Annotated in this window: 15 protein-coding genes; 6 read left to right on the top strand and 9 right to left on the bottom strand. The window is 51.1% G+C overall.

Going from position 1 to position 23,511, the window contains the following annotated elements; genetic code table 11:
* Window positions 1–2: 2 nt before the first annotated feature.
* The 3 genes from BUB81_RS02375 (at window position 3) to BUB81_RS02365 (ending at window position 5,300) form a co-directional block, all read left to right on the top strand.
* Complete coding sequence (locus tag BUB81_RS02375) at window positions 3–3,149, top strand: efflux RND transporter permease subunit (RefSeq protein ID WP_073317621.1); 3,147 nt, start codon at window positions 3–5, stop codon at window positions 3,147–3,149.
* A gap of 123 nt (window positions 3,150–3,272) precedes the next feature.
* Window positions 3,273–3,644 (top strand): cupin domain-containing protein, encoded by a 372-nt coding sequence (locus tag BUB81_RS02370; RefSeq protein WP_073317619.1) that lies wholly within the window; start codon window positions 3,273–3,275, stop codon window positions 3,642–3,644.
* 117 nt (window positions 3,645–3,761) lie between these two features.
* Window positions 3,762–5,300, top strand: coding sequence for a carboxylesterase family protein (locus BUB81_RS02365; protein WP_073317616.1), 1,539 nt, complete (start codon window positions 3,762–3,764; stop codon window positions 5,298–5,300).
* A gap of 18 nt (window positions 5,301–5,318) precedes the next feature.
* On the opposite strand, the gene BUB81_RS02360 is transcribed toward BUB81_RS02365, so the two are convergent.
* From BUB81_RS02360 to BUB81_RS02330, 6 genes are all read right to left on the bottom strand, one after another.
* Window positions 5,319–6,083 (bottom strand): DUF6445 family protein, encoded by a 765-nt coding sequence (locus BUB81_RS02360; RefSeq protein ID WP_073317613.1) that lies wholly within the window; start codon window positions 6,081–6,083, stop codon window positions 5,319–5,321.
* A 150-nt stretch (window positions 6,084–6,233) separates the two neighbouring features.
* Window positions 6,234–7,760: a glycoside hydrolase family 30 protein gene (locus tag BUB81_RS02355; RefSeq protein WP_084526135.1), complete on the bottom strand. Its 1,527-nt coding sequence runs from the start codon at window positions 7,758–7,760 to the stop codon at window positions 6,234–6,236.
* A 98-nt stretch (window positions 7,761–7,858) separates the two neighbouring features.
* Window positions 7,859–10,411: a carbohydrate-binding protein gene (locus tag BUB81_RS22075; RefSeq protein ID WP_175555755.1), complete on the bottom strand. Its 2,553-nt coding sequence runs from the start codon at window positions 10,409–10,411 to the stop codon at window positions 7,859–7,861.
* A gap of 236 nt (window positions 10,412–10,647) precedes the next feature.
* Window positions 10,648–11,670: a cupin-like domain-containing protein gene (locus BUB81_RS02340; protein ID WP_175555754.1), complete on the bottom strand. Its 1,023-nt coding sequence runs from the start codon at window positions 11,668–11,670 to the stop codon at window positions 10,648–10,650.
* Window positions 11,663–12,385, bottom strand: a complete 723-nt coding sequence (locus BUB81_RS02335) for a SapC family protein (RefSeq protein WP_073317604.1) — start codon at window positions 12,383–12,385, stop codon at window positions 11,663–11,665. The genes BUB81_RS02340 and BUB81_RS02335 overlap by 8 nt, the downstream gene beginning before the upstream one ends.
* Before the next feature lie 80 nt (window positions 12,386–12,465).
* Entirely contained in the window at window positions 12,466–15,444 is a 2,979-nt protein-coding gene (locus BUB81_RS02330) for a TonB-dependent receptor (RefSeq protein WP_073317601.1), read from the bottom strand.
* Window positions 15,445–16,291: 847 nt separating this feature from the next.
* Here BUB81_RS02330 and BUB81_RS02325 point away from each other — a divergent pair.
* Genes BUB81_RS02325 through BUB81_RS02315 form a run of 3 tightly spaced genes read left to right on the top strand, consistent with a single transcriptional unit; the run spans window position 16,292 to window position 20,536 of the window.
* Complete coding sequence (locus BUB81_RS02325; protein ID WP_073317597.1) at window positions 16,292–17,458, top strand: helix-turn-helix domain-containing protein; 1,167 nt, start codon at window positions 16,292–16,294, stop codon at window positions 17,456–17,458.
* Window positions 17,459–17,498: 40 nt separating this feature from the next.
* Window positions 17,499–19,064, top strand: a complete 1,566-nt coding sequence (locus BUB81_RS02320; RefSeq protein WP_073317594.1) for a tryptophan halogenase family protein — start codon at window positions 17,499–17,501, stop codon at window positions 19,062–19,064.
* Entirely contained in the window at window positions 19,061–20,536 is a 1,476-nt protein-coding gene (locus BUB81_RS02315; RefSeq protein WP_073317591.1) for a tryptophan halogenase family protein, read from the top strand. The genes BUB81_RS02320 and BUB81_RS02315 overlap by 4 nt, the downstream gene beginning before the upstream one ends.
* Before the next feature lie 12 nt (window positions 20,537–20,548).
* Here BUB81_RS02315 and BUB81_RS02310 read toward each other — a convergent pair whose 3' ends face one another.
* From BUB81_RS02310 to BUB81_RS02300, 3 genes are all read right to left on the bottom strand, one after another.
* Window positions 20,549–21,823, bottom strand: coding sequence for a hypothetical protein (locus BUB81_RS02310; protein ID WP_073317588.1), 1,275 nt, complete (start codon window positions 21,821–21,823; stop codon window positions 20,549–20,551).
* A gap of 130 nt (window positions 21,824–21,953) precedes the next feature.
* The gene (locus BUB81_RS02305; protein WP_073317586.1) at window positions 21,954–22,886 is read right to left on the bottom strand and encodes a 2-hydroxyacid dehydrogenase; all 933 of its coding nucleotides are present in this window, start codon (window positions 22,884–22,886) and stop codon (window positions 21,954–21,956) included.
* A 2-nt stretch (window positions 22,887–22,888) separates the two neighbouring features.
* Window positions 22,889–23,395, bottom strand: coding sequence for an Lrp/AsnC family transcriptional regulator (locus tag BUB81_RS02300; protein ID WP_073317583.1), 507 nt, complete (start codon window positions 23,393–23,395; stop codon window positions 22,889–22,891).
* Window positions 23,396–23,511: the final 116 nt, after the last annotated feature.

The following is a 23,511-nucleotide window of genomic DNA, read 5'->3' as shown; positions in this document are numbered from 1 at the left end:
CTATGTTTTCAAACCTGATTGAAGCCGCCGTACGGCTGCGATTTATGGTGCTCTGCGTGTTGGTCGGGCTTGGCGTATTTGCCGCATTGATGATCCCGAAACTCAACCTGGATGCGTTTCCTGATGTGACCAACATTCAGGTTGCGATCAACACCGAAGCGCCAGGCCTGGCCGCTGAAGAAGTGGAGCAATTGATTACCTACCCCATTGAGGCGGTGATGTACGCTCTGCCCGATGTTGAAGAAGTGCGCTCGATTTCCAAAACCGGTTTATCGGGCATTACTGTTGTGTTCAAGGAAGGCACTGACATCTATTTTGCTCGCCAACTGGTATTCGAGCGCCTGCAAGTAGCATCAGAGATGATCCCCGACGGTATCGGCATGCCCGAAATTGGCCCCAATACCTCTGGCCTTGGCCAGGTGTATCAGTATTTGCTAATCGCCGAACCGGATTCTGGTTACGACGCTATGGCATTGCGCAGCCTGAATGATTACCTGATTAAGTTGTTACTGATGCCGGTAGACGGGATCACCGATGTGCTCTCATTTGGCGGGCAGGTTAAGCAGTATCAGGTCAATCTGTACCCCAATCGACTGCTGTCGTACAACCTGACTCAGCAGGACGTGATGGATGCGCTGGCCCGCAACAATAACAATGCGGGTGGCTGGTATCTCGACCGCGGACCCGAACAGCTGGTGATCCGCGGTGCAGGCTGGCTGGCGTCCGGTGCAGAAGCACTCACGCAGATTAAGCAGATACCGCTGACTACTGAGGGCAGTGGCATCGTAACCATTGGTGATGTCGCCGCCGTTGAGCTGGGCGCAGAGATTCGTCAGGGCGCGGTGACGATGTCAGTGCGGGATGAAAACGGCTCTGTCGCATCCCGGGGTGAAGTGGTGTCTGGCGTGGTACTTAAACGCATGGGCGCCAACACAAACGCCACCATTGAAGGTATCAACGCGCGAATCGACCTAATCCAGCAGGCCTTGCCTAAAGGTGTTCACTTTGAACCCTACTACGATCAGGCGGCGCTGATAAAACAAGCGGTCAATACTGTGGTGCAGGCGCTGTTGCTGGCCTTTGTGTTTATTGTCATTGTGCTTGCGCTATTTTTAATGAGTGTCCGTGCTACTTTGTTGGTATTGCTGTCGATTCCGGTGTCGATTGGGTTAGCGCTGTCGGTACTTAGCATGCTGGGCATCTCAGCCAACCTCATGTCGTTAGGCGGCATCGCGGTAGCAATAGGCATGCTGGTGGATGGCTCTGTTGTGGTGGTAGAAAACATCTATCAAAAACTGCAACAGCGTGAACCAGAACACTCGTCGATTTCAGAATTAGTGGTGCAGGCCGCGCAGGAAGTGGCGAAGCCGGTGTTTTTCGCGACCCTGATTATCCTGGTGGTGTTCACACCGTTATTCAGTTTTGAAGGGGTAGAGGCCAAGCTCTTCCAGCCCATGGCGGTTGCCATTATGCTGGCGCTAGTGTGTGCGGTAGTCGTGGCGCTAATTTTTGTGCCAGTGCTGTCGGTATTGGTGCTGGGATTGCGCACGCCGAAAGTACGTGAAAACCGCGCATTACTCTATATAGAATTTAAATATCAAAATGTGCTCAGTGCATGTTTGAATCGTCCGAAGTACCTGCTGTTTTCGATTGCTGTGCTATTGGCTGGCAGCGCTATTGTCTTTCCGCAGTTGGGTACCGAATTCGCACCAGAACTTGAAGAGGGCACCATTAACTTAAGGGTAACACTGGCGCCTTCGGCAAGCTTAACAACCGCTCTCGACGTTGCGCCTAAGCTAGAGGCTATCCTGCTTGGCTTCCCGGAAGTCACCTACGCGGTAAGTAAAATAGGCCGGGCCGAAATTGGCGGCGACCCGGAGCCGGTGAACAACATTGAAATCTACCTGGGCTTAACGCCGGTAGATCAATGGACCTCCGCGTCGAATCGTCTGGCCTTGCAAACTGAAATGGAAAAGGCGCTGGAAGTGCACCCCGGGCTGTTGTTTAACTTCTCCCAACCCATTGCTACCCGGGTAGACGAGCTACTGTCTGGAGTGAAGGCCGAGTTAGCTATAAAACTGTTTGGGCCGGATTTGAATGCCCTGGCTGAGTATGGGCAGCAGATCACGTCTGCTGTGGCCACAATCAGTGGTACCCGCGATGTTGCCATGGAGCAAATCAGTGGTGAAGCGCAATTGGTGATAAGACCCGATCGCAATCAGTTAAGCCGGTATGGGCTGGATGTCGCCGGTGTGATGAATTTGGTGCAGCAGGGGCTTGGCGGACAAGCTGCGGGCCAAATCATTCAGGGCAATGAGCGTTACGACATTCTGGTGCGCATCGATTCCCAGTATCGGAATGACATTGCAGCATTAGCCGAATTACGCCTTCGCTCTGCCCAAGGCGCGTGGGTACGTTTGCAAGATGTTGCCACGATTGCCATTGAGTCCGGTCCGCCGCAAATTCGCCGTGATGATGTACAGCGACGTGTGGTGATCCAGGCGAACGTGGACGGCAGGGATATGGGCAGCGTAGTGAGTGATATTCGCGATGCCATTGATACCTCGGTCCAACTACCCGCCGGATACACCGTGCAAATAGGCGGGCAGTTTGAAAATCAGCAGCGCGCTATGCAGCGGCTGATGCTGGTGGTACCTGTATCATTGGCGCTTATTGCTGTGTTGCTGTACCTCGCATTTGGTGAGTTGAAACTGGTGATGCTGATTATGGTGAATGTTCCCCTTGCCGCAGTTGGCGGGATATTCTCGCTGTATGTAAGTGGTCACTATTTGTCAGTGCCCAGCTCGGTAGGATTCATCACTTTGTTTGGGGTGGCGGTGCTCAACGGTGTGGTGATGGTTGAGAGTATAAATCAGCGCTTGGCGAATCAAGAGGCTCGAGCCAATACACAAAACGCCATTGATGCCATCAAAGACGGCGCTCGCTCTCGGTTGCGACCTGTGCTTATGACCGCACTCACATCGGCACTGGGTTTACTGCCTATGCTAATGTCGAATGGCTTAGGCGCGGAAATCCAAAAGCCACTCGCGGCGGTGATCGTAGGCGGTTTGGTCACCTGCACGCTGCTAACGCTGGTTGTATTACCAGTGTTGTATGCGCGATTTGTGAGCCATACCCGTTCACAGTGAATTCCACTAAACCTCACCTGTGACTCAACAGGATCTGCCTGGCAGGCAAGGCGAATCAGCCTCACTTGCCGGGCATTCTCACTATACTGGCTTGCTAACACTGTTACTGATTAGGAAGCCGTTATGTCTCGTCTAAATACTGTAGTCCAGCATCCCGCTGACGCGCCTGAAGAAGGCTACATTAACCCAGCTATTTTGTTAGCGGGAAATCCACTGCTACAAAAATGGGCGCCAGATTGCATTGCCGATGACAAGATCAAAGTCGGCGTAATGGGCGGCGAACCGGGCACCAACCGCTCAATCAAAGACGGTGTGTTTGAGTTCTGCTATCTCATCGAAGGGGGGATTGAGCTAACTGAAGACGGCTGTGAACCCAAGCTGTATCACGCCGGCGATACCTTTTATATGGAGCCAGGCTACAAAGGGCAGTGGCGTACTATTGAGACCTATAAAAAAGTGTACGTGTGTGTCTATGGGTTAGATAACCCACAGTAATCCTGCAGGTTTTCGGGTTCTGTCGCTAACTCGAACGTTCGAAATAAGGCAGGCGCTGCACTTTCTCACCAATCGCTGATATGGTGTGCCTTACATATTTTGTAGCGGAAACAGAAAGTGAAGCAATTGATTGCAAAAGTTGTCCGTCTTGTCGTAACAACCTCAACTGCGTTCTCGATAGCGTTGGCGTTTGTAAGCAGTGCCAATGCTAATTCCAGTGCGGTTGAGGTGCGTATTGGTGAGTCAGTACTGTATGGTGAAGCTTATGGTTCTGTGCTGGCTTTCAAAGGAATACCCTACGCCGCCTCTCCAGAAGGCCAAAACCGATGGATGGCACCTCAACCCGTTACCTATGACGGTGATATTGATGCTTCCCGCTATGGCGCGCAGTGCCCTCAGCGCACCGATCAAATCACCAGTGAAGATTGCTTGTTTATTAATGTATTCACTTCTGCAAAAAACGATTCCAACACAGCTATTGAGCCCAAACCCGTTCTGGTGTGGATCCACGGTGGTGGCTACGTAGGCGGTTCCGGCAATCTTGATATGCGCGCCGTGTCTCACTGGCTTTCTCAAGACGTAGTGGTGGTGTCCTTTAATTACCGTTTGGGCGTACTCGGCATTTTTGCGCACCCAACACTTGATGCAAGTCAGGGCGCAAACTTCAGCGTACTAGACATGGTGGCCGCCCTTAAATGGGTGAAAAGCCATATCAGCGTATTTGGAGGGGATCCAAAAAACGTCACTATTGCTGGTGGGTCTGCAGGTGGCATGGCGGTACAAATGCTGATGGTAGCACCGCAAAGCGCGTCGTTATTTCACCATGCTATCTCACAAAGTGGCTACGGTGCCTGGCCCTTACCCAGAACCAATAATTTAAAGCCGTTACCACAGAGCCTGAATGCACAGGAATATGCGCAAGTGCTGGCATCCAGAGTGGTCAGCAAAGCGGCTTCAGCCGTGACTGCTGAGGATTTAATTAATGTATCAGCCAGCCAATGGGTGGAGGCCGTTGAAGGATTTCACTTACCTGTGGCTGACGGGGTAATTCTTCCAGATGAACCGGGTGTCGTGTTTATGCAAGGGCGTCAGCACGATGTGCCTTACATGAGCGGCGGAAACAGCTATGACGGCAGCGTTTACCCCTGGTCTGGTGTGCCGGCTGCACGCTTGATTGAGCTGGCTGGTGATGAAGCGCCTGGCATCAAAGGCGTTTATCAGCTTTCAGCACTTCCCGATGGCAATGGGTATCAGTCACTACCTTACCAACACGTGTTTGGTGATATGCGCTATGTGCTAGCGGGCTCGGTAACTACTGAGGCGATGCAAAATAAGCGTAGCCAAGGGTATCGTTATTTCTTTGATGTTACCCGTAGCGGCGAATCCGGTGCGCATCATGGGGCAGAGGTGAATGCCTTGTTCTCCCCTTCCTCACTGCCCGGTGTACAATACATGCAGCGCTACTGGTTGCAGTTCATCAAATACGGTAATCCCAACGCAGCAGGCTTACCTGAGTGGGAGCCGGTAGACGCCAGTGGCGCAAATTGGATGGTGTTTACGGTCAGCGGCGCCGCGCAAGTACCTCACATTCGCGGTGATAAGCTGAAACTGCTGAATAAAGCTTATAAGGCCAGGCTTAGTCCATTAGTCCGTTAGTTATGTAGTCAATTAGGGTTAATCGGCGCGTATAAACACATTTACGGTGAGTCGGCCAGTTGCAGGATTGGCCGATAAGTCCCGGGTTGGGTCAATCAGCCCGCTGTGCAGCAAGGTCCCAGGGTAGATAACCAGCCGATTGGCCCGGTAATCTATTTTGCCCAAACGCTCAAATTCATCGGTGGAATCCGAAAAGTAACCGGTAGATTTTGTTTTACTTAATGATTCAGAGCCGCGATGTATGGCGTCTGCTGCATCGCGCGATGCTTTAAATGTTGGCCAGCGTGCAGCGGTAATATTTTCGTATCCTGTGGGGCGATGTCGATAGAACCCGGTTCCCTGAAAATCCTGTTCATTGGTATACAGCATTACCGCAAAGTCACGCTGGGAGTGTGAATCAAAATGCGGAAGTTGCTGTAAAGGGTCTAAGGCTTCAGGTGGAGTATTGGCAATGCTCAGCCATGAACCCTGATCGCTAAAGGTTTGCTGTGGAGGCAAGTGATACGCCTGTCGAATGATATCGGCACTGGCTGCAATGATGGCTTGGCGTAACCGGTCTGGACAGCGGGCACGTACACCGGGGTAATAGGTGTGTGTCTCATTGGTGTAGGTTTGTTCGCAGGCTAGTTGCCTGACAGCATTTATGGATTGTATGGCATCGTCAATCAAGAGCACCCTGGTTTTCTCTGCACCAATTTGCAATACATGACGCCGCGCGTTGGGGTTAGGCGCAATGGCGGCGTGAGTATGAGTTTGTGTTGATGAAAAAAGGTGGGTGTCCATAATGTGCTTTCTGTTAACTCGCTGAAAATAAATGATTTAATTTTTAAGAAAAGTGGGTGTCCAGAAAAAGTGCAAAAGAGCGCCCAGAAATTGGGATTTGTGGACACCCACCTTTTTAGTGGGTGTCCAACAATTTGCTTCTCGACTTTATTACCACTTCACGGTGACTATGCTATTGGCGGGCAGCGTGAGCTGCCAGTAGGTTTTGTTTGCGCCAATGGTGATCACCTGTTCCAGGTCGTGAGGGTTACTCAGGACACTCACTGTACTGCCGTTGGGATTGGTAAACGCCACGGCCTCGATACGGTTTACTGTCTCAGGCGTGACTTCAATGCGTGTTGCCTCTTCGCGAATAAAGCGGGAAAACTGCCCCATTAGCCAGTATTCAGGGGTTTTGTACCAATTGGTGCTGCTGCCTTTTTCCTGAATGATCATGGTGGGCCCCACCACTCCCAGTTTGTTGTAGGGTCCCTTATTAGCTTCATCGACCTGCTGTGGCAGCATGGTGACCCACGACAAATAGGCTGTAGACCAATGACGCAAATGACGAATAATGGCCTGATAACCGCGATTCGGGTTGTCGTTGCCGGCCCCCCACACGCTGCCTTCAGAAAAAATGACGTCCTTGCTTGGATAGGCGGCGTGCACCGCAGCCATGGCTGACGAATCGCCGCCATAATGGTGGAATGCGGTACCGTCCACATAGTGGGCTTTGCCTATTTCGGTAAAAGAGTCTAGCTGCTCGATAGCTTGTTGCCAGTAGTCGAAGTTGTGATCCAGTGTCCAGATTTTTACCGGAAGATCCTTACCGTACTCGCCGCCGATGTTGTGGAAGTTTTCATAAACCGCAATCAGTAAATCGCGCTCTTGTTGCCAGCTTAGCACCATACCAGGGTAAGCGGGTGGCTCGAACTGCCGTTCGTTTTGAAGGGTTATGGCATAGACCGGGATGCCTTCATCGGCGTAGGCTTCAATGAAGTTACGTAAATACTGGGCATAGGCGGCGTAGAATTCTGGCAGCAGGGTGCCGCCTTGTACCATCGAGTTGTGCTCGCGCATCCAGGCGGGCGGGCTCCAGGGGCTGGCCACAAACCGCACCGGGTTATTACTCGCTGCACCCACGTCAAGCGCCATGTTCAGGGTGTCAATAATACCCAGTTCGCGATTGCGCTGAATACTGAACGGGCTGTCAGGACTATCCTGAAAGCTATACCAGCCATTGGGGTGGCTGGTGGGTGTCTTCGCCAGTGTACCGTCGGAAAAATCTGACGTGCCAATGCTAATTCGAAACAGATTCATGCCAATGCCGTTTACCGGATCAATAAGGGCGCTTAGCAGAGCCCGTTGCTGGGCTTTTGATTTGTTCTTGCGAATGGCATACACGGTTGAGTGTTCCAGTGACGCGCCTATCCCTAAAATAGTCTGAAATCTCTTCTCGGGTTGTAGGGTGAATACCGGTGCGTTGAATGCTGTAACTGCATTTACTTTAATGGGACTCAATGTGTGGCTGATGTCACTTTCAGACCAGGGCGAGGAATACCAGCGATGGTCATTGGGGTGAAGCTCGGTGGATGCCCAGGCCTGTGGAGTTGGGCCCTTCGATGAAGTATCGGGGGTTGCACAGGCAGAAAGGCCGGGCAGAAAACAGAGTAGTAAGCAGGAAATTCGAAAAATCATAGATGACTCGATAGGTGATTTACAAAGGCAAATAAAAAAGCAGCAGACTTACCAAAAGCGAAATAAATCTGCTGCCCAAGTTGCACTAGCGTGCGCGCTTAGTTTTTCTCAAACTGCATCCAGTTGAGGTTCCAGGCGCCGCCCAGTGCGGTGAGTTGCAGCTCTTGTTCACCGGCTGCTAGGGTCACGGTTGTTGAAATTGTCGTCCAGTTTTGCCAGTCGCCCGTGTCAGGCACTGAAATACTGCCAACATTTGTGCCGTTCATACTAAAGGCAATGCCTTCGGAGCCGCCCGAACTGGCAATACGCAATGAAACAGTGTATTCACCGGCCTCGGCGACCTCGACGTTATATGTCAGTGTATCGCCGGGATCGGTATAGCCAAGGTTCTGACCACCGCCCTCGTCCTGGGTGTCTTCCACCTGGAAGCCTGACTGACCACTGAAGTGCTCAGCCTCGATTAAACCGGGAATACTGGCGTAAAAAATTTCCGTGGCAACTTCGTTAGACGCGTAGCTCTCTTCTCCGTTGTCGGCGGTGACAATGTAGTAGTACGTCACGCCTTCTGCGGTAGTCGTATCCAGATACATCTCCGCTTCCAGCCCTTCGGCAACTAACTGATAGTTGCTGCCCGATGACGTGGTGCGATACACGTTGTAGGTCGCATCGCTTACGCCTGTCCAAACCAGGCTCATGCCTTCGGCTGTTTTTTCCAGCGTGAGGTCCTGGGGCGCGTTAGGGAAGTTAAATATATCGGCTGGTTCGCTGGCTGTTAGTGCAGATTTCACCGGCTCATTCACTTCGTATTCAATGGCAGACATACCGGCAAAGTAGGCTTCAATGTCTTCTAACGAATCGTTGTTCAGATCAATACGAGGCATGGCTGCTGCGCTGATATCTGTGCCATTTTCCGGGGCAGCAGGCAGCAGATAAATCTCAGCCCAGGTATCTGATGAACCGGCGTCTACGAAGGAGCCCGACAGCAAGTAAGATTCACCACCGGTGAGTTGTACCGCTTGATACACACCGCCGTTAGCAAAATTACCGTTAGCTGTGATGCGCAGAATGCCGTTGCCATCAGCCATGTACCCCACTTCCGGGGTCAGATTGTCATCAGCTGGTGACGCGTCGGTTGCACTCCATTCAATCCAGTCACTGGCAGTATCAAACGCACTGTTCTGCAATACATTTTCGCCGCTGGACTGCGCGACCAGTTCGAGGTCGTCAATACGGATATCCTGATTACCACCCAAAGATCCTGACTTCACAATCAGGTAGAAAGTTTGGTCAGTGTCGGTTGGCGTGACAACTTTTGACGGTGTCTCACATGCATCGGACAGCGTGGTATCCCAGCCTGAACAGCTCCATGTGCTGGCTTTCGCCAGCAAGCGTTCCCCTTTGTTGGTTACATAACCCCAGGTGCCATTGCCCTGGCCGCCGTTGATAGTCATTACTTTGTAGGACCAGGCAGTTGCCGCCCAGCTTAATTCGTTATAACGGTCGAAGGTGGCACGTGTAATGGCGCCGCCTTGCTCACCTAACCCGGTCCAGGGCTGCATTTCGCCTATAAGGAATGGGGTGTCCAGCTCGCGTATTTTCTCATCCCACTCGCACACACCCGTAGTGCCATTCTGGCCGCATGTCAGCCAGTCGCGATGGACGTCATAGCCGATTTCACCCCAGCCAAAAATACCCGGGTAGAAGTGCATTTCAAACGCGACATTAGTCATACCGGCGTCTTTCGGATCGCCGTACGCATCAATACCGCTGTTATGACCTGGCAAGATAACAATGTGGTCTGTGTCCACCTCACGAATGGCGTGATACAGCTCTGTTACGTTTTCGGCGAGTGTTTCTGCGTCTGTACCCCAGGGTTCATTAAGCACACCATACCCAGCTACAGCGGGTTCAGCTTTATAGCGCGTAGCAATTTGCTGCCATAGCCAGGCGGTCCTGGCCTGATTGTCGGCGGCGTTGTCGCCATCCCAGTATTCGTTTTTACCCGCACAGCCGCTGTGATGCTCCCAGCCTTGTGCACCAGCCGCGCCGTGTAAATCCAGCACCACCCACATGTTACGGGACTTGGCTTCGGCAATGGCTTGGTCAAGATATTGCCAGGCATCGTCGCGCAGTGTCATTGGATTATTAGCGTCTTCGATTAATTGGTAAGGGAAAGGCAGGCGGATCAGGTTAAAGCCTGCTTCCTGCATAATGTCCCAGTCACGGGTGGTAATGAAGTTGTCGCGGTATACATCCATCAGGCGGGCGCGTTCTTCGGCACCGAAGCGTTCCTCCAGTTTGCCTTCAAATGTACATTGGTCTTCTATACCTTCGCCAACCGGGTTGCCGCCGTTGTCGAACATCCACATTTCCAGCATTAACCAGTTGCCCAGGTTCACACCGCGTAATGACACGACTTCACCCTGCTCGTTCATCCAGCGCTCGCGGTCGTGGCTCAGCATACTGTATTGCTCACTGCCGGGGGCAGGTTTGGGCGGTGCGAAGTCATACACGGTCTCGCCGTTGTGTTTGTTAGCATCGCTGGCTTGATCCAAACTGCAGGCTGTCATGTTCAGGGCCAGGCCCCCTAACGCAAAAAGCTGTGCCAGTTTGGTTAGCGTAAACTTATTCTGTTTATTGGTTGTTTTCACCGGTTATCTCCGAGTTGCTCCATTGGTTTGTCGGCGTGCTTGAATCAACAAGTTTGCAACAATCAGTTAACCAAAATTTCTTTCAGGTGGATTCCGACTGCAAGCAAAATGGCTAATTAGAACGTTCGGATTAAGGTCAGAACGTCTGTTTTTTCTGGGCTAGCAGGGAATACGCGCAAATTGGCGAAAGAAAGGAGTGTGTGCAATTGCAGTTGACCACGCTGAAATGAACGGCGCTATCTGTTCAAAGATTGCAGCAACACACTGCGAATTCGTCGTGCCATGGCATCATTCATTTCCCCTAATGGTCCTCTGGCGTGCTCGGGTATATGCGCATTCGCGTCTGGCGTTGATTCAAAAACATAGTGGTTGAACATGTCTTGCCAAATCTGCTTTTCGTTGCCGGGCAAATGGGCTATCGCTAGCAAAGCGTGATAAAGCGCATTCACCGGTGCATCGACGTAATCGGGGGTGGTGCGCCACCAGTAATTCACCAATACGTTAAACGGTGCTAGCGCCGACACCTCATGCCACCACATGCTGGGAATAAAAAGTGCGTCGCCGGGCTCCAGTTCGGTTACCTGAGCATGTTGAAGTGCAGTTTTAAATTTCGGGTATTTTTGGTAGTCAATATTATGCAGATCGACCAGGCTGACGGGTTGACCCGACGGCGTCACATCCAAAGGACCTATATATAAATTGGCGGTTTGGTTGGGGGGAAATAACGTAAAGTGGCGAGAACCGGCAACACAGCAAGCTATGTTTAGCGGCAGGTCCTGATGAATCGCGACCCGTGTTTGGTTGCCAATCCACAAGCCATTGCGCGGTTGAGCGTGGGGTACCGGCACCGGCGGATTGTGTTGTTCAAAGCCGGGCAGATAGTGTTGCAGGTGGGTACCGCCAATAAACAGCGAATGGGGTTCTGCTGCGCTGGCTTCCTGATGCAGACGCTGCAGCACGGTATCCAGTGTGGCGGCGACTTTGTCAAAATTAAAACCGGTTAGCGTGTCGTTATAAAAAAATCGGCCTTGGATCTCGGGCTTGCCATAGAAGAATCCTAATGCCTCTCCTGTGTAGTAAGTAAGCATTTGCTTACTCAATGCTTCGCTACTTTCAATGCCTAACTGCACTGCTTGCCAGTGAGCAATATAGCCGGGTAGTTTCACCGGCACAGTCGATTCCAGAAGAGCGGCTGGTAACGCCTTTCCGGGGCTAAGCTGGAGGGTTTGGCAAGCAGGAATATCCAGTGTATTAACCACGGCTCGCCGCCTGCTTGCGATCGATAAGGCTACGAAAATTGCTGTGGCTGGCCAGCACGTAATAGAGCAATGGTAATACGTTTTGCTGGTGTAATTCGGCTATGGCCTCTTTGGGCAGAGTGCTTAACCGCTCTTCGTTAATGGTGTAGTAGCCAGTTAGGCGATGCTTTGTCTGGTTGTCCAGCGTGACATCAAGGAAAAAAGGCTCGAGTAACTCGTAGCGTGCCAGCAAATCATAAAATACCTGAGTTTCGCTCTCACGTTCACGAATGGTTGCCAGTATATCGGTGACCTGTTGCAGATATTCACTGTGGCCGCCATGCGGTAGAAACAAAGGTTCACCGTCGTGTTCGCTGACCTTAGGACTGTCCATGTCTATCAGCAATACCGGGTGTGCGGCGCTGTTGTCGGCAGCAGGCTGCATGCCGATTAAAAAGGGTTGGCGTTCGATCATGAGCGGGATGTAGCTGGCGTCCCAGCCTTGATCATTCAGATACAGGTTTTCCTGTTGTTCAAAACCGAGTAGCGCCACCGCCTGATAGGTGTGTGTGGTGTCATTCCGAATAAACACCAACGGGTATTCGTGCTGTAAGCTTCGAAATTCAAACGGCAGAGCCAGGGTCATATTCAATGGCTCATTGAGTGCAGGTGAGTGGCGGCGAACCACGCGGAGATCTTTGTGTGTCACATTGTTAAGGACGACAGCATTGGTCATAAATTGCTCCTGTATAAAAACGCAAAAAACGGCGCGACACCTACCCGCAGATAAGTGAGGCACCGTTAGCCTGGTTACAATCAGAAGGTGTAGCGCATACCCAGATTGTAACGAGGCGACGACTGACGCAGGTTGATCAGCATGCGCTCATGACGGCCATGTTGACGCTGATATTCGTTGGTCAGGTTGATACCTTCGGCGAAAATAGTCAGGTTCTCGGTAACGTCATAGCTGGCATTAAAATCCCACTGACCGTAGGCTTCGGTATACACCGGGTTGTCGCCAGAGCCGTCGCCAATCCAGGCGAGGAACTTGTCACGCCAGTTGTAGGCTATACGAATTGAGAACACGTCGTTTTCGTAGAAAGCGATCAGGTTGGCGGAATCACTCAGGCCGGTTAATGCATACTGAGGTGCCAGAGACGCGTTGTCGTAATACAGATCCCCGTCGACCAGCGTACCGTTCACGTTAATACCAAATCCGCTGTCCCAGAACATGTGCTGAACGGCCATTTCCCAGCCATGCACATTGTTGTCGCGCTGGTTGAATGGAATGGTGATCTCGAATACCGCCAGTTCATCTTCCGGGCTGGCGACAATGACGACGTCACCGTGTTCATTCAGATAGACGTTCGGATCGCTGTCCAGATAGTTTTCAAGAATGTACTGACGAATCTCGGCATTACCGGTAAAGCCTGCTGCCCGCGCCGCGTCGGCACGAGGGCCTTGTGCCGGGTTACGCAAATCAAACGCGTTTTCGGTGATGGTTTGGCGGCCAACAAAGTTCTTCACGTCTTTGTTAAACCAGCCAATGGCGGCGTAGCTGGCCTCGTCGTAATACCATTCCAGCGACAGGTCGTAGTTGGTCGATTCCAGCGGCAAGAGCGCCGGGTTACCACGTGAACCTGAACCCTGAATGGTTGTGATTTGACTGCCCAGGGTTTTACCCCCTTGCATGTCGCCGTAACTGGGGCGGGATATGGTTTTGCTGTATGACGCACGGGCAACCAGATCGTCAGTTAAATCCACTTTAAAGTCGATGCTGGGTAACAGGTTGTCATACTCGCCTGATTCGTCGGTAAAGACCGAGTCGCCGGTAGGCTGTAACACCAGTTCGTTGGTGCTGCTCCAGTGAATACCGTCGTAGCTGGGCACCAGTGCGGCGGCATGGGTTTCGGTTTCTTCATAGCGCAAACCGGTAACGACTGTGGCGGGCATATCACCGATATCAAACACCAGGTTCGCCTGCACATAGGCCGACAGCATTTTTTCGTCGGTGTAGCGGTCGGTAGTGTAGTTGGTGCCACCACAGAAGCGCGGACCACACGGCCATTCAATCGGATTTTCATTGTAGAAATTGGCCGCGGTGAATTCGGCAATTTGCACAAAGTCCCAGTCGATGAAATACGGTTCAAGATCCGGGTCAGCATGGCCCGGTATGTTATCGAACATATTTGGCAGTGAACGCTGAGTAAACCAGCTGTCTTCCCAGTCCTCCGGTTCGCCTACACCACTCCAGGTACCGCGCGTGGCGCTGGCGTATTTCGAGTGGTTATTGACTTCGGTTTGTGAGATACCAAAATCGACACTTTCTACAATACCTGCATCAAAGGTGTATTTACCCTTGGCCTGGATTTGTTCCAGGTCCGAACGCTCGCGGTTGTTACCAAAGTTGCTGCCCGCGCCAATCATGTCGGCTGGCTCGAAGCCGTCAACACCGTCCGGGTATTCAATGCTAAGTACCGGGAGGACTTGTGAGAAATCCACGGTTGTGCGGATACGGTTGGCAGATATCATTGCCAGTGAGCCCCAGCTGCCGTATGGGCTGTTAGGTGCGTGTTTGGCTCCTGCAGTATGATAGTCCAGTTCTAACAACAGATTGTCGTTTACCGCGTATTCCAGATTCAGGCCCAATGACTGATTGGTGTTCTTCGTGGCCGAGAAACCACGACCCGAGTTAATCCCGGTACCCTCACCGCGCATGGTGTCAGCGCTGTAGTTATCGGTATCCTGATACTGAATGGGATACGCGATGCCTTCGCTGTTAGGCTCCGACCATACCATGGTTGAGTTGTTGTAGTTGAACGAGAACCAGGTCGACATGTCGGTCAGCTCACGGTCGATACTGTTTTCTGAATAGGTGTAATCCAGACGGGCCTTCAGTTTGTCTGTGGCCTGATATTCCAGCGTGAGCTGGCCGTTTACACGGGTGCGGTATGCTTCGTTGAACTGATAAATCAGGTTTTGCGGCACGGCATAAGTCACGCCGTCGGCCGGCTTGTTCAGGTAGGAGTTGTCCGGGTCTTCACTGGGCAGGTTACCCCAGCTGCCTTCATCCTGACCGGATATAAACGAGCGCCAGCCTGAACCCACCGACGCATTGCTGTTGCCGCTGTCGCGTTTTTGGTAGCTGCCGGTTAGCGACACACCAAATTTATCGTCAAGGAAGGTCTCTGAATACAGACCAGACAGTTCCGGCGTCCAGGTGTCACCGCGCTGTGTGGAGTCATCATGTACGGCTTTAAAACCCACTGTGGCCTTGCGACCCGGTGTCGCCAGTGGACGCGGAGTAATAATGTTAACTGTGCCACCTAAGCCACCCGTCGCAATAGACGCTCGGCCGGTTTTATATACTTCAACAGCGCTTACGCCTTCTGATGCCAGGTCGGCAAAATCAAATGAACGTGTTGGTGTGGGCATTTGACGGCCATTCAGCAGCACCAGGTTGCGGTCTGAGCCAAACCCACGAATAGTAACGCGGCTGCCTTCGCCGTCTGAACGGTCAATAGATACGCCGGTGATCCGCTGCAGTGATTCCGCCAGGTTGGTGTCGGGGAACTTACCGATGTCTTCTGCTGAGATGGCTTCTACCACACCGTCGCCAGAACGCTTCATGTCCATGGCGCGAATCATACTGCCACGAATACCACTGACTTCAATGATCTCTACCACGTCGTCTGTGTTTGCTTCCTGTGCGTGTGCGCTGGTGAGCATCGCCGAACCTACCACCAGAGAAACCGACAGGGCTATCTGGCTTTTTTTAAAGGGGCGAGTTTTCATTATTTTCTCCCTTGCGATAACTTTATGTGTTGTGCTCGTGTTGCACGCATTTGGTCTACTTTTCATTAACAAATAGGAAAAGCAGGGCAAGCCTACGCCGCGTCATCAGAGAAGTCGTTTTACTGCTGAAAAAACCGCCCACTCGAACGTTCGAGTGCAGGAATAGAACGTGGGTATATTTATATTGCTATTAAAATCATGTTGTTATGATTTTTGTGCCATGGCTGATTTGGCTGGATTAACCCTTGGTGATCATCAAATTCAACCGGCACTATAAGGCTGTATGGCGGAATTTCTTCAGTGTAAGACGTCGAATCAGCGAGCAATGAACATATATTGTTGTTAACAAATGCACTACAGGTGTGGGCATCGACACACTGAAAAGCGTCAACAATGACCGTTTGGAATGAATATGGGTGTGCAAAAAGTGGCTTTACCGGATCTGTTACTCGATGCTTACTTTGATTCCCTCTTTATTCGTTGTGATTTGATGAGGTCTGGCACGGGTGGTGTTTTCAATTTTATAACATGCGAAAAATGAGTGACTTAGCACAATTGGGCCCCCTAATTCACCCGTGTTCAGGTTAGTAAAAGGCGCAACTCGAACGTTCGTTTCCCGGAAAGAACTTGTAACCTAATGAAATTTATATTGTTATTGGTTTGGAATTTAGTTCCGGCGAACAGTGTTTTGAACAACTGGCAATAGGCAAAAAGTCAAAATGGCGTATAAGAGAACGTTCGGCTAAGCGCCATTTTTAGGTTTAAGCAATTGATTTCGTTGTAGCGAGTGTTTAACATTCTTGTGATTCGTTAACATCATAATTACAACAAACGTGCGCAGAGGATCATGGATAAAACCCTCTTCAACTTACATGACCTGGTTCTCCTTATCATTGCTTTTGAATGTCTGGCTGTGGCTTTTTATTTGGGTCTTAATCGGGCAAAAGCCAGCTTACCAACCAGTTTACTCATTGCGTTTTTAGCCGTTCATGCGGGCATTGCTCTTCATGAGTTGGTGCTATGGGGCAGCACATTTCGTTACTGGGTATTGGACGCCTCGCCGAACTATTTCTTTGTTTTAAATTTTGCGTACTGGCTGGACGGTCCGCTGCTATTTTTGTTTGCTTGTTCGGTCACGCAGCAGCATTTTAAGCTGCAGCGATGGCATGGCTTGTTGTTGGTGCCGGTAGCGCTGTTTGCAGTGTTTATTTTTCAGCATTTTTACGCGTTGCCTCACGACGCCAAGGTTACGCTGGTTAAAGACTACAGTTTTGCTGACTTTGACTACGTGTTTATGGACTTGCTGGCGAAGGCTATCAGGGTGGTATTCAGCGTCTATGCCACACTGTTGATTCTGCGAGGTAACGAACAAACTAAAGCGACATTCAATGTACCGGAATGGTTGCCGAAAGTACTGATGTTACTCACTGCAGTGTTAGCCTGGGAAACCATGCTGAGCATGATCAAAGTCTATCATTCTCTGTATGTCTTTCCGTATTACGACGTGGTCGAGTTTATCGGGCTGGCGTCGTACTACATGCAGTTTGCGTTGTTTAACACGGTGATTTTTATGTCGGCGTCGCATTTTTTGCGCGCGCAGCCAGCTAAGCCCAAAGCAGTAGAAAGGGAGCCGGTTAGTCAGGCGTTGCTTGAGCAGCTGGAAACCACCATGGAACGGGAGCGGCCGTACCTGAATCAGAATTTGTCGTTTGAGCGCTTGGCAGAAAAGCTCGACATTCCTGTGAAGGAGCTATCGAACGCGATTAACCGGCACTATGAGGTGAATTTTTACGAGTTCATCAACAACTACCGCATTCAGGAAGCCAAGCGGCTATTGGAAGACCCGGCTTGTTTTGAAAAGAGTATTACCGACATTTTCTACGATGCCGGATTTAACAGCAAATCAGTGTACAACACGCTGTTTAAGAAGAAGTTTAATAAAACACCTAGCCAGTATCGCAACGATGTAAAACAAAAGCTGGCCAAGCAACAGACACAAGCCGGTCTGTCCTGACTAAAGGATCTCCGGCTTTTGCAAACAGCCGGAGAGTCAAATGCAACAATCAAACGCTATCACTCAGGTCATTGTAGTCGGTGGTGGTGCAGCGGGGTGGTTAACGGCAGGTATTCTGGCGGCGACGGCAGCACAGCCCTGTGCGGTCACCTTGGTTGAATCTCCGGATGTTGGTATTTTAGGCGTCGGTGAAGGCACCTGGCCTACCATGCGCGGTACCTTACAAACGCTGGGTATAGACGAAGCGGCGTTTCTGGCCCAATGCGATGGTGCTTTTAAGCAAGGTACCTTGTTTAAGCAATGGCAACACAATCAGGCCAGCGACCAGTATTATCACCCCTTTAGTCTGCCCGTTGGGTATGGAGACGGCGACTTATATGCCTGGCTACGATCATTGGGCGAGGGCCCGTCTTTCGCCCACGAAGTCAGCACCCAACCCTGGTTATGCGACAATCATCTGGCCCCTAAACAGATACAAACGCCTGCTTTTGCCGGTGTGACCAATTACGGCTATCACCTGGACGCCTACAAATTTGCGGCTTTACTGAAACAGCATGCAACTACCCGGCTTGGCGTAAAACACATTGTAGACCATGTTGAATCGGTCGACGGTGCTCCCGGCGAGGCAATACGAGCCATCGTGGGGAAGCAATACGGCGCAATTCACGGTGATCTGTTCGTTGATTGCAGCGGTTTTTCTGCGCGACTCATTGGTCAACACTACAACCAGCCACTTATATCCTGTGGTGAGCAGCTCGTTAATAACCGGGCTGTGGCTATTCAGGCACGCTACAAGTCGCCCGATACACCTATTGCATCAGTGACTCGCTCCACCGCACAGAAAAACGGTTGGATTTGGGACATTGCGCTGCCAGAGCGCAAGGGCACTGGCTACGTGTTCTGTAGCGACTATTGTGACGACGATACGGCTTTGGACACGTTACTGAAGTATTTAAATGACGATCCGATTATCGCTGATGTTGATAAAGCGTCGGCCCGTTTTTTCAGTTTCAAACCCGGCTACCGCGAATCTCCCTGGCAGGCTAATTGTGTCGCGATTGGCACATCAATGGGGTTCCTGGAGCCGCTAGAGGCGTCTGCGCTGGTAATGGTTGAATTGGCGGCGTCTCATCTGGCCCGGCATATGCCGTTTACTACCGAACAGTTGGGGCCTGCAGCGAGGCAGTTTAATCGCATCTTCAGTCAGCGCTGGTCGCGGGTGGTGGACTTTTTAAAGTTGCACTATGTGTTGAGCAAGCGCGATGACAGCGCATACTGGCGGTATATGCGCAACCCGGACAGCGGTTCTGAGCAGCTTCAGGACTGGTTGAGTATGTGGCGCAACCGAAGTCCTGACCCCCTCGACTTTAACTTGCGGGAAGAGATCTTTCCCACGGCTAGTTACCTCTATGTATTGCAGGGTATGGGATTTACACCAGCGCTCTCTGGCGGAGAGAAGAATGCCGCAGCTGACTTATCCAAAGTACGTCAACGCTTGCAGCAGCATCAGCAGAATGTGCACATGCAATTGAATGGTTTGCCAACGAATCGCGCACTGCTCAATCACCTCACCGGTGCTCACAATATCAATAAGGAATATTCATGAATCAGCCAGATCAACAACGCGTCGTAATAGCGGGTGGCGGCACCGCTGGTTGGATGGCTGCCGCTGCGATTTCCAGGCTTTTGCACGGCCGGGTTGAAGTGACTTTGGTGGAGAGCAGCGACATCGGCACGGTGGGAGTAGGAGAAGCTACAATTCCGACTTTGCTGTTCTTTCACAAGTTGCTGAAGATTGATGAACAAGCCTTTATGGCAGCCACTAATGCCACGTTTAAACTGGGGATTAACTTTGAAAACTGGCGTTCGCTGAACCACGCCTATTTGCACGCGTTTGGCGCGACCGGTAAAGATTGTTGGGCGGCGGGATTTCAGCACTTCTGGCGCCGTGGGCTGGACCTTGGGTTAAGTGAAGACTTTGGCCAGTACTGCCTGGAACGTGTAGCTGCCGAAGCGGAGAAGTTTGCCCATTTGCCAGGTAATGGCCTCAATTATGCGTTTCATATTGATGCTACGCGATATGCTGGGTTTCTGCGGGAGTTAGCAGGGCAGGCTGGCGTAACGCGTATTGACGCAACCATTGAGCGGGTAAACGTGCGCGAGCAGGATGGCTTTATTGAAAGCCTGACGCTAGATAATGGCCAGACACTTTCTGGCGATCTGTTCATCGACTGCACCGGTTTTCGGGGATTGTTGATTGAAAAGGCACTGCATACCGGTTACGAAGACTGGTCGCAGTGGTTGTTATGTGACAGCGCAGTGGCGATGCAAACAGAAAGTGTCGAAGCGCCGTTGCCTTATACGCGATGCATTGCCAGGGAGGCGGGCTGGCAATGGCGTATTCCGCTGCAGAGCAGAGTGGGAAATGGACTGGTGTATTGCAGCAACTACCTGTCAGACGAGCGAGCAACGGAAATACTGCAGCAAAACATTAACGGTAACCCGCTAAACAGCCCAAGGGTGATTAAATTCAGGCCGGGTCGCCGACTAAAACAATGGAATCGAAACTGTGTGGCCATTGGCTTATCCAGTGGCTTTATTGAGCCGCTGGAGTCCACCAGTATTCACTTAATCCAGCAGGGCATAGTGAGATTGCTGCGCATGTTCCCTCATGAGGGTATTGAGCAGGCAGTAGTAGACGAGTACAACAAGCAAACCGTGTTTGAAATGGAGCGCATTCGCGATTTTATTATTTTACATTACAAAGTGACCGAGCGAACGGATAGCCCGTTCTGGCAGCACTGCAAGCAAATGGACGTGCCTGATTCTCTGGCTCAGCGCCTGGCCCTATTCGAAAAGACCGGGCAAATTCACCGGGAAAACAATGAACTGTTTGACGACTCCTGGCAGCAGGTGATGATTGGGCAAGGGATGGTGCCCAAAGGTTACCATCCTATTGCAGATACCATGACGGAGCGGGAACTGGCGGACTTTCTGGGTCATATAAAGCATAACATTCACCAGACAGTCGCGCGTTTGCCGTTACATCAGCAGTACCTGAATAGCTATTGCCGCTAAATATGATCTGACCTAATACTTTTGTACGCCGTCGTAGATACCAAAAAAGTATACGACGGCAGCCTTGCGCCAGTCGCCGTTGCCTTCAAGGCGGCCGGAGTCTGAGCCGCCCATAATAATATCGCCATTGGTTTTGAAGGTGGCGACTTTGCGACCTCTCACCCATACATCGCCGTTTTCCTCGAGGGAGCCCAGGGTTTTGCCGTAACTCCACACCTGACCGTCTTCCTCAAAAGAACCAATAAAGTCCGACTTCAGATAAATGTCGCCATCGTCCTCGACCCAGCCGCCAGAGGTACCGCCAAACCAGACTTCGCCTTTTTTGGTGATCTCGCAAAACTTATTGCCATTCACAAACATGTGCAGGCTCTCTGGGTTCAGCTTTTTATCCTTCTTAGGTATTTTAGACAGCGCATTTTGATGCTCGGGCAATTTGGCAAGTAAGGCATCATAGTGAGCAATGGCATTGGTAAACTGTTCGCGTTGTTGAGTGCGAGTAGCGCTATTGTCTATTTGGCTAATACGGTCAAACGTGGCGGCAACTTCGACACTTTGCAGCCCCATCGCCAGCACTTGTCCGGCATCCTGATGGGTTTTATTGGTAATATTCACCACACCGGTCATATCGTTGGGCTGCACATACAGTACTTGCATCGCCGTGGCTGTTGCGGTGGCGATTCGGCCTTCAGCCTGAGCATAGGCCTGCTGAAATTGCTTGATGATTTGATTAAACCACATGGTGTTGACCCAGTGATCAAACCGATCGTATTCGGCTTTGCTTAGTCGTCCTTCGCTATAAGCCTGGTTCACGGTTTGCTGGTCGGCCATTCGCTGTTCTTTAATCAATGACAGCATTGCCGTCGCCCAGGTTTCCGCTTGCGCTGGGGTGGGGTTGTCACCCAGCACTGGACGGTTGTTTTTCTGATATTTCGCGATCAGCGAGTTATAGAGTGCCTGACCAGACAAACCAGATGGTTTTTGCGCTTGCGCTTCTGGTTGCTTCCACTCCTCAAAAGTGGCCAGTAAGGTGGTTCTTGCGCCTTTCCATTTTTCCACTGTTTCAGCAAAAGCCGGGTCGTCTTTTGAACCGGTACTGGTGAGTAAGTCTTTGGCGTTTTTCAGTTTATCGGTGAGCTTGTTGATGGTATTCACATCGTTGCGTTTGATGTGCTTCAAGCCGTTCTCGACTTGTTTTACCAGGGCTTTTGCACGAATTAAATCACTGTCCTGGGCAGCGAATGAGGCAGTTGAAAGGCACAACAGGCAACATAAAAGCAGGTATTTCATTGTTATTATCCTTAATAAGCAGACTGACATTCCTATTTGAGCTGATTACGTGCTCGTTCAGTCTTTGTGGTCGGATAATATACTAAATTGAACGAAATTTGTACTGCTGTGAATGGCTGCGCGGTATGGATTAATACCCGCGCTGTTTATCTACCTCACCCATCATTGGCTCACCCTGATGCCAGCGTAACAGGTTTTCTGCCAGGCGATCTCCGGCTGTGTCGTTTCGAGTAATGGACGCGATATGAGGCGTGATATGCACTCTGGGATGCGTCCAGTAAGGATGAGACTCAGACAAAGGCTCGTCTTTAAACACGTCCAGAATCGCATACTGAATATGGCCACTGTCGAGTGCTGCGAGTAGGTCTTCGTCTACAATTTGCTCGCCGCGTCCCGCATTGATTACCGATGCACCCTGCGGCAGCTGTGCCAGTGTATCAGCATTGATCATGCCTTTCGTTTCGTCGGTCAGCGGTAACAGACTAACCAGAATGTCAGTGAGTGCTAGCATATCTTGCAAGCCTTGCTGACCATGAAATGTGGATATGCCGTCGAGTTGTTTGGCGCTGCGGCTCCAGCCATTCACGTTGAAACCCAGAGCGCTAAGCTGACTGGCGACTGCTTTACCCAATTCGCCTAAGCCCAGAATACTGATTGTGCACTCATGGGGTAAAGCTACCTTGTGTTGTTGCCAGGTTTTTTGCGCCTTTTGGGCCTGATACAAAAAGTGATCGCGGTGGATCATCATCACCGATGACAGCACATAGGTTTGCATTTGCTGAGTAAGCGACGGGTCGATAAGCCGTACCAGCTTAATCGAGTCAGGGATCTTGTCGGGTTGTAATTGGTCAACCCCGGCTCCGACCGAGAAAATGGCCTTCACATTGGGATAGGTCTCCAGCGCATTGTCTGGCAGTGTCCAGGCAATAATGGCGTCGACGTTCTCCGGCGCGGGAATGTCAGGCCAGGTACACCAGGTTGCATCGGGTAAAGCGCTGGCGACTGCGCGTTGCCAGCTTTCGCCGCGTGCCTGGGGGCCTTTGTATAACAGGGTAAACGGCATGTTTATTTATCCGGCTTAAACAGCGTGGTCAGTGGATAGTGCAGTTTCTCAATCGGTGATTTCAGCACGATGTAGCTGAAGTATTTTGAAATACCGAAATCTTTTTCCAGAATTTCTTCCATGAGGGTCTGGTAGTGGGTAATACCGCGGGTTACAAATTTGAGCAGGTAGTCGTAGCCGCCACTGATCAGGTGGCATTCAATGACTTCGTCAATGGTACGAATGTTACGCTCAAATTTCGCAAAGTCTTCCATGTGGTGGTCGCTTAACGTGACCTCAGTAAATACGGTTGCGGTTTCACCCAGTTTTTCCAACGCAATTTTCGCGTTGTAGCTGGTAATGTAACCGGCTTTTTCCAGTCGCTTTACCCTCGCCAGGCAAGGGCTGGGAGATAATGCAACGGCATCGGCGAGATCAGTGTTAGTGATGCGCCCGTTTTTTTGCAGTTCGGCCAGAATGTTTATGTCGATTCTGTCTAATTTAATACCTGCCACAATGGTGTTCCTCATGTACTGCTTGATTCCGACACAGTATCGCTAATGGCTAAACCAGCGCAACTGTTTGTTCAGAGCGGCTTATTCAGAGCTGCTAATTCAAGAGCTAAGAAAACAGGCCGGGCGCGATG

This window comes from Marisediminitalea aggregata (genome assembly GCF_900129565.1).
Classification (GTDB): domain Bacteria; phylum Pseudomonadota; class Gammaproteobacteria; order Enterobacterales; family Alteromonadaceae; genus Alteromonas; species Alteromonas aggregata.
This window is presented reverse-complemented; position numbering and strand designations above follow the sequence as displayed.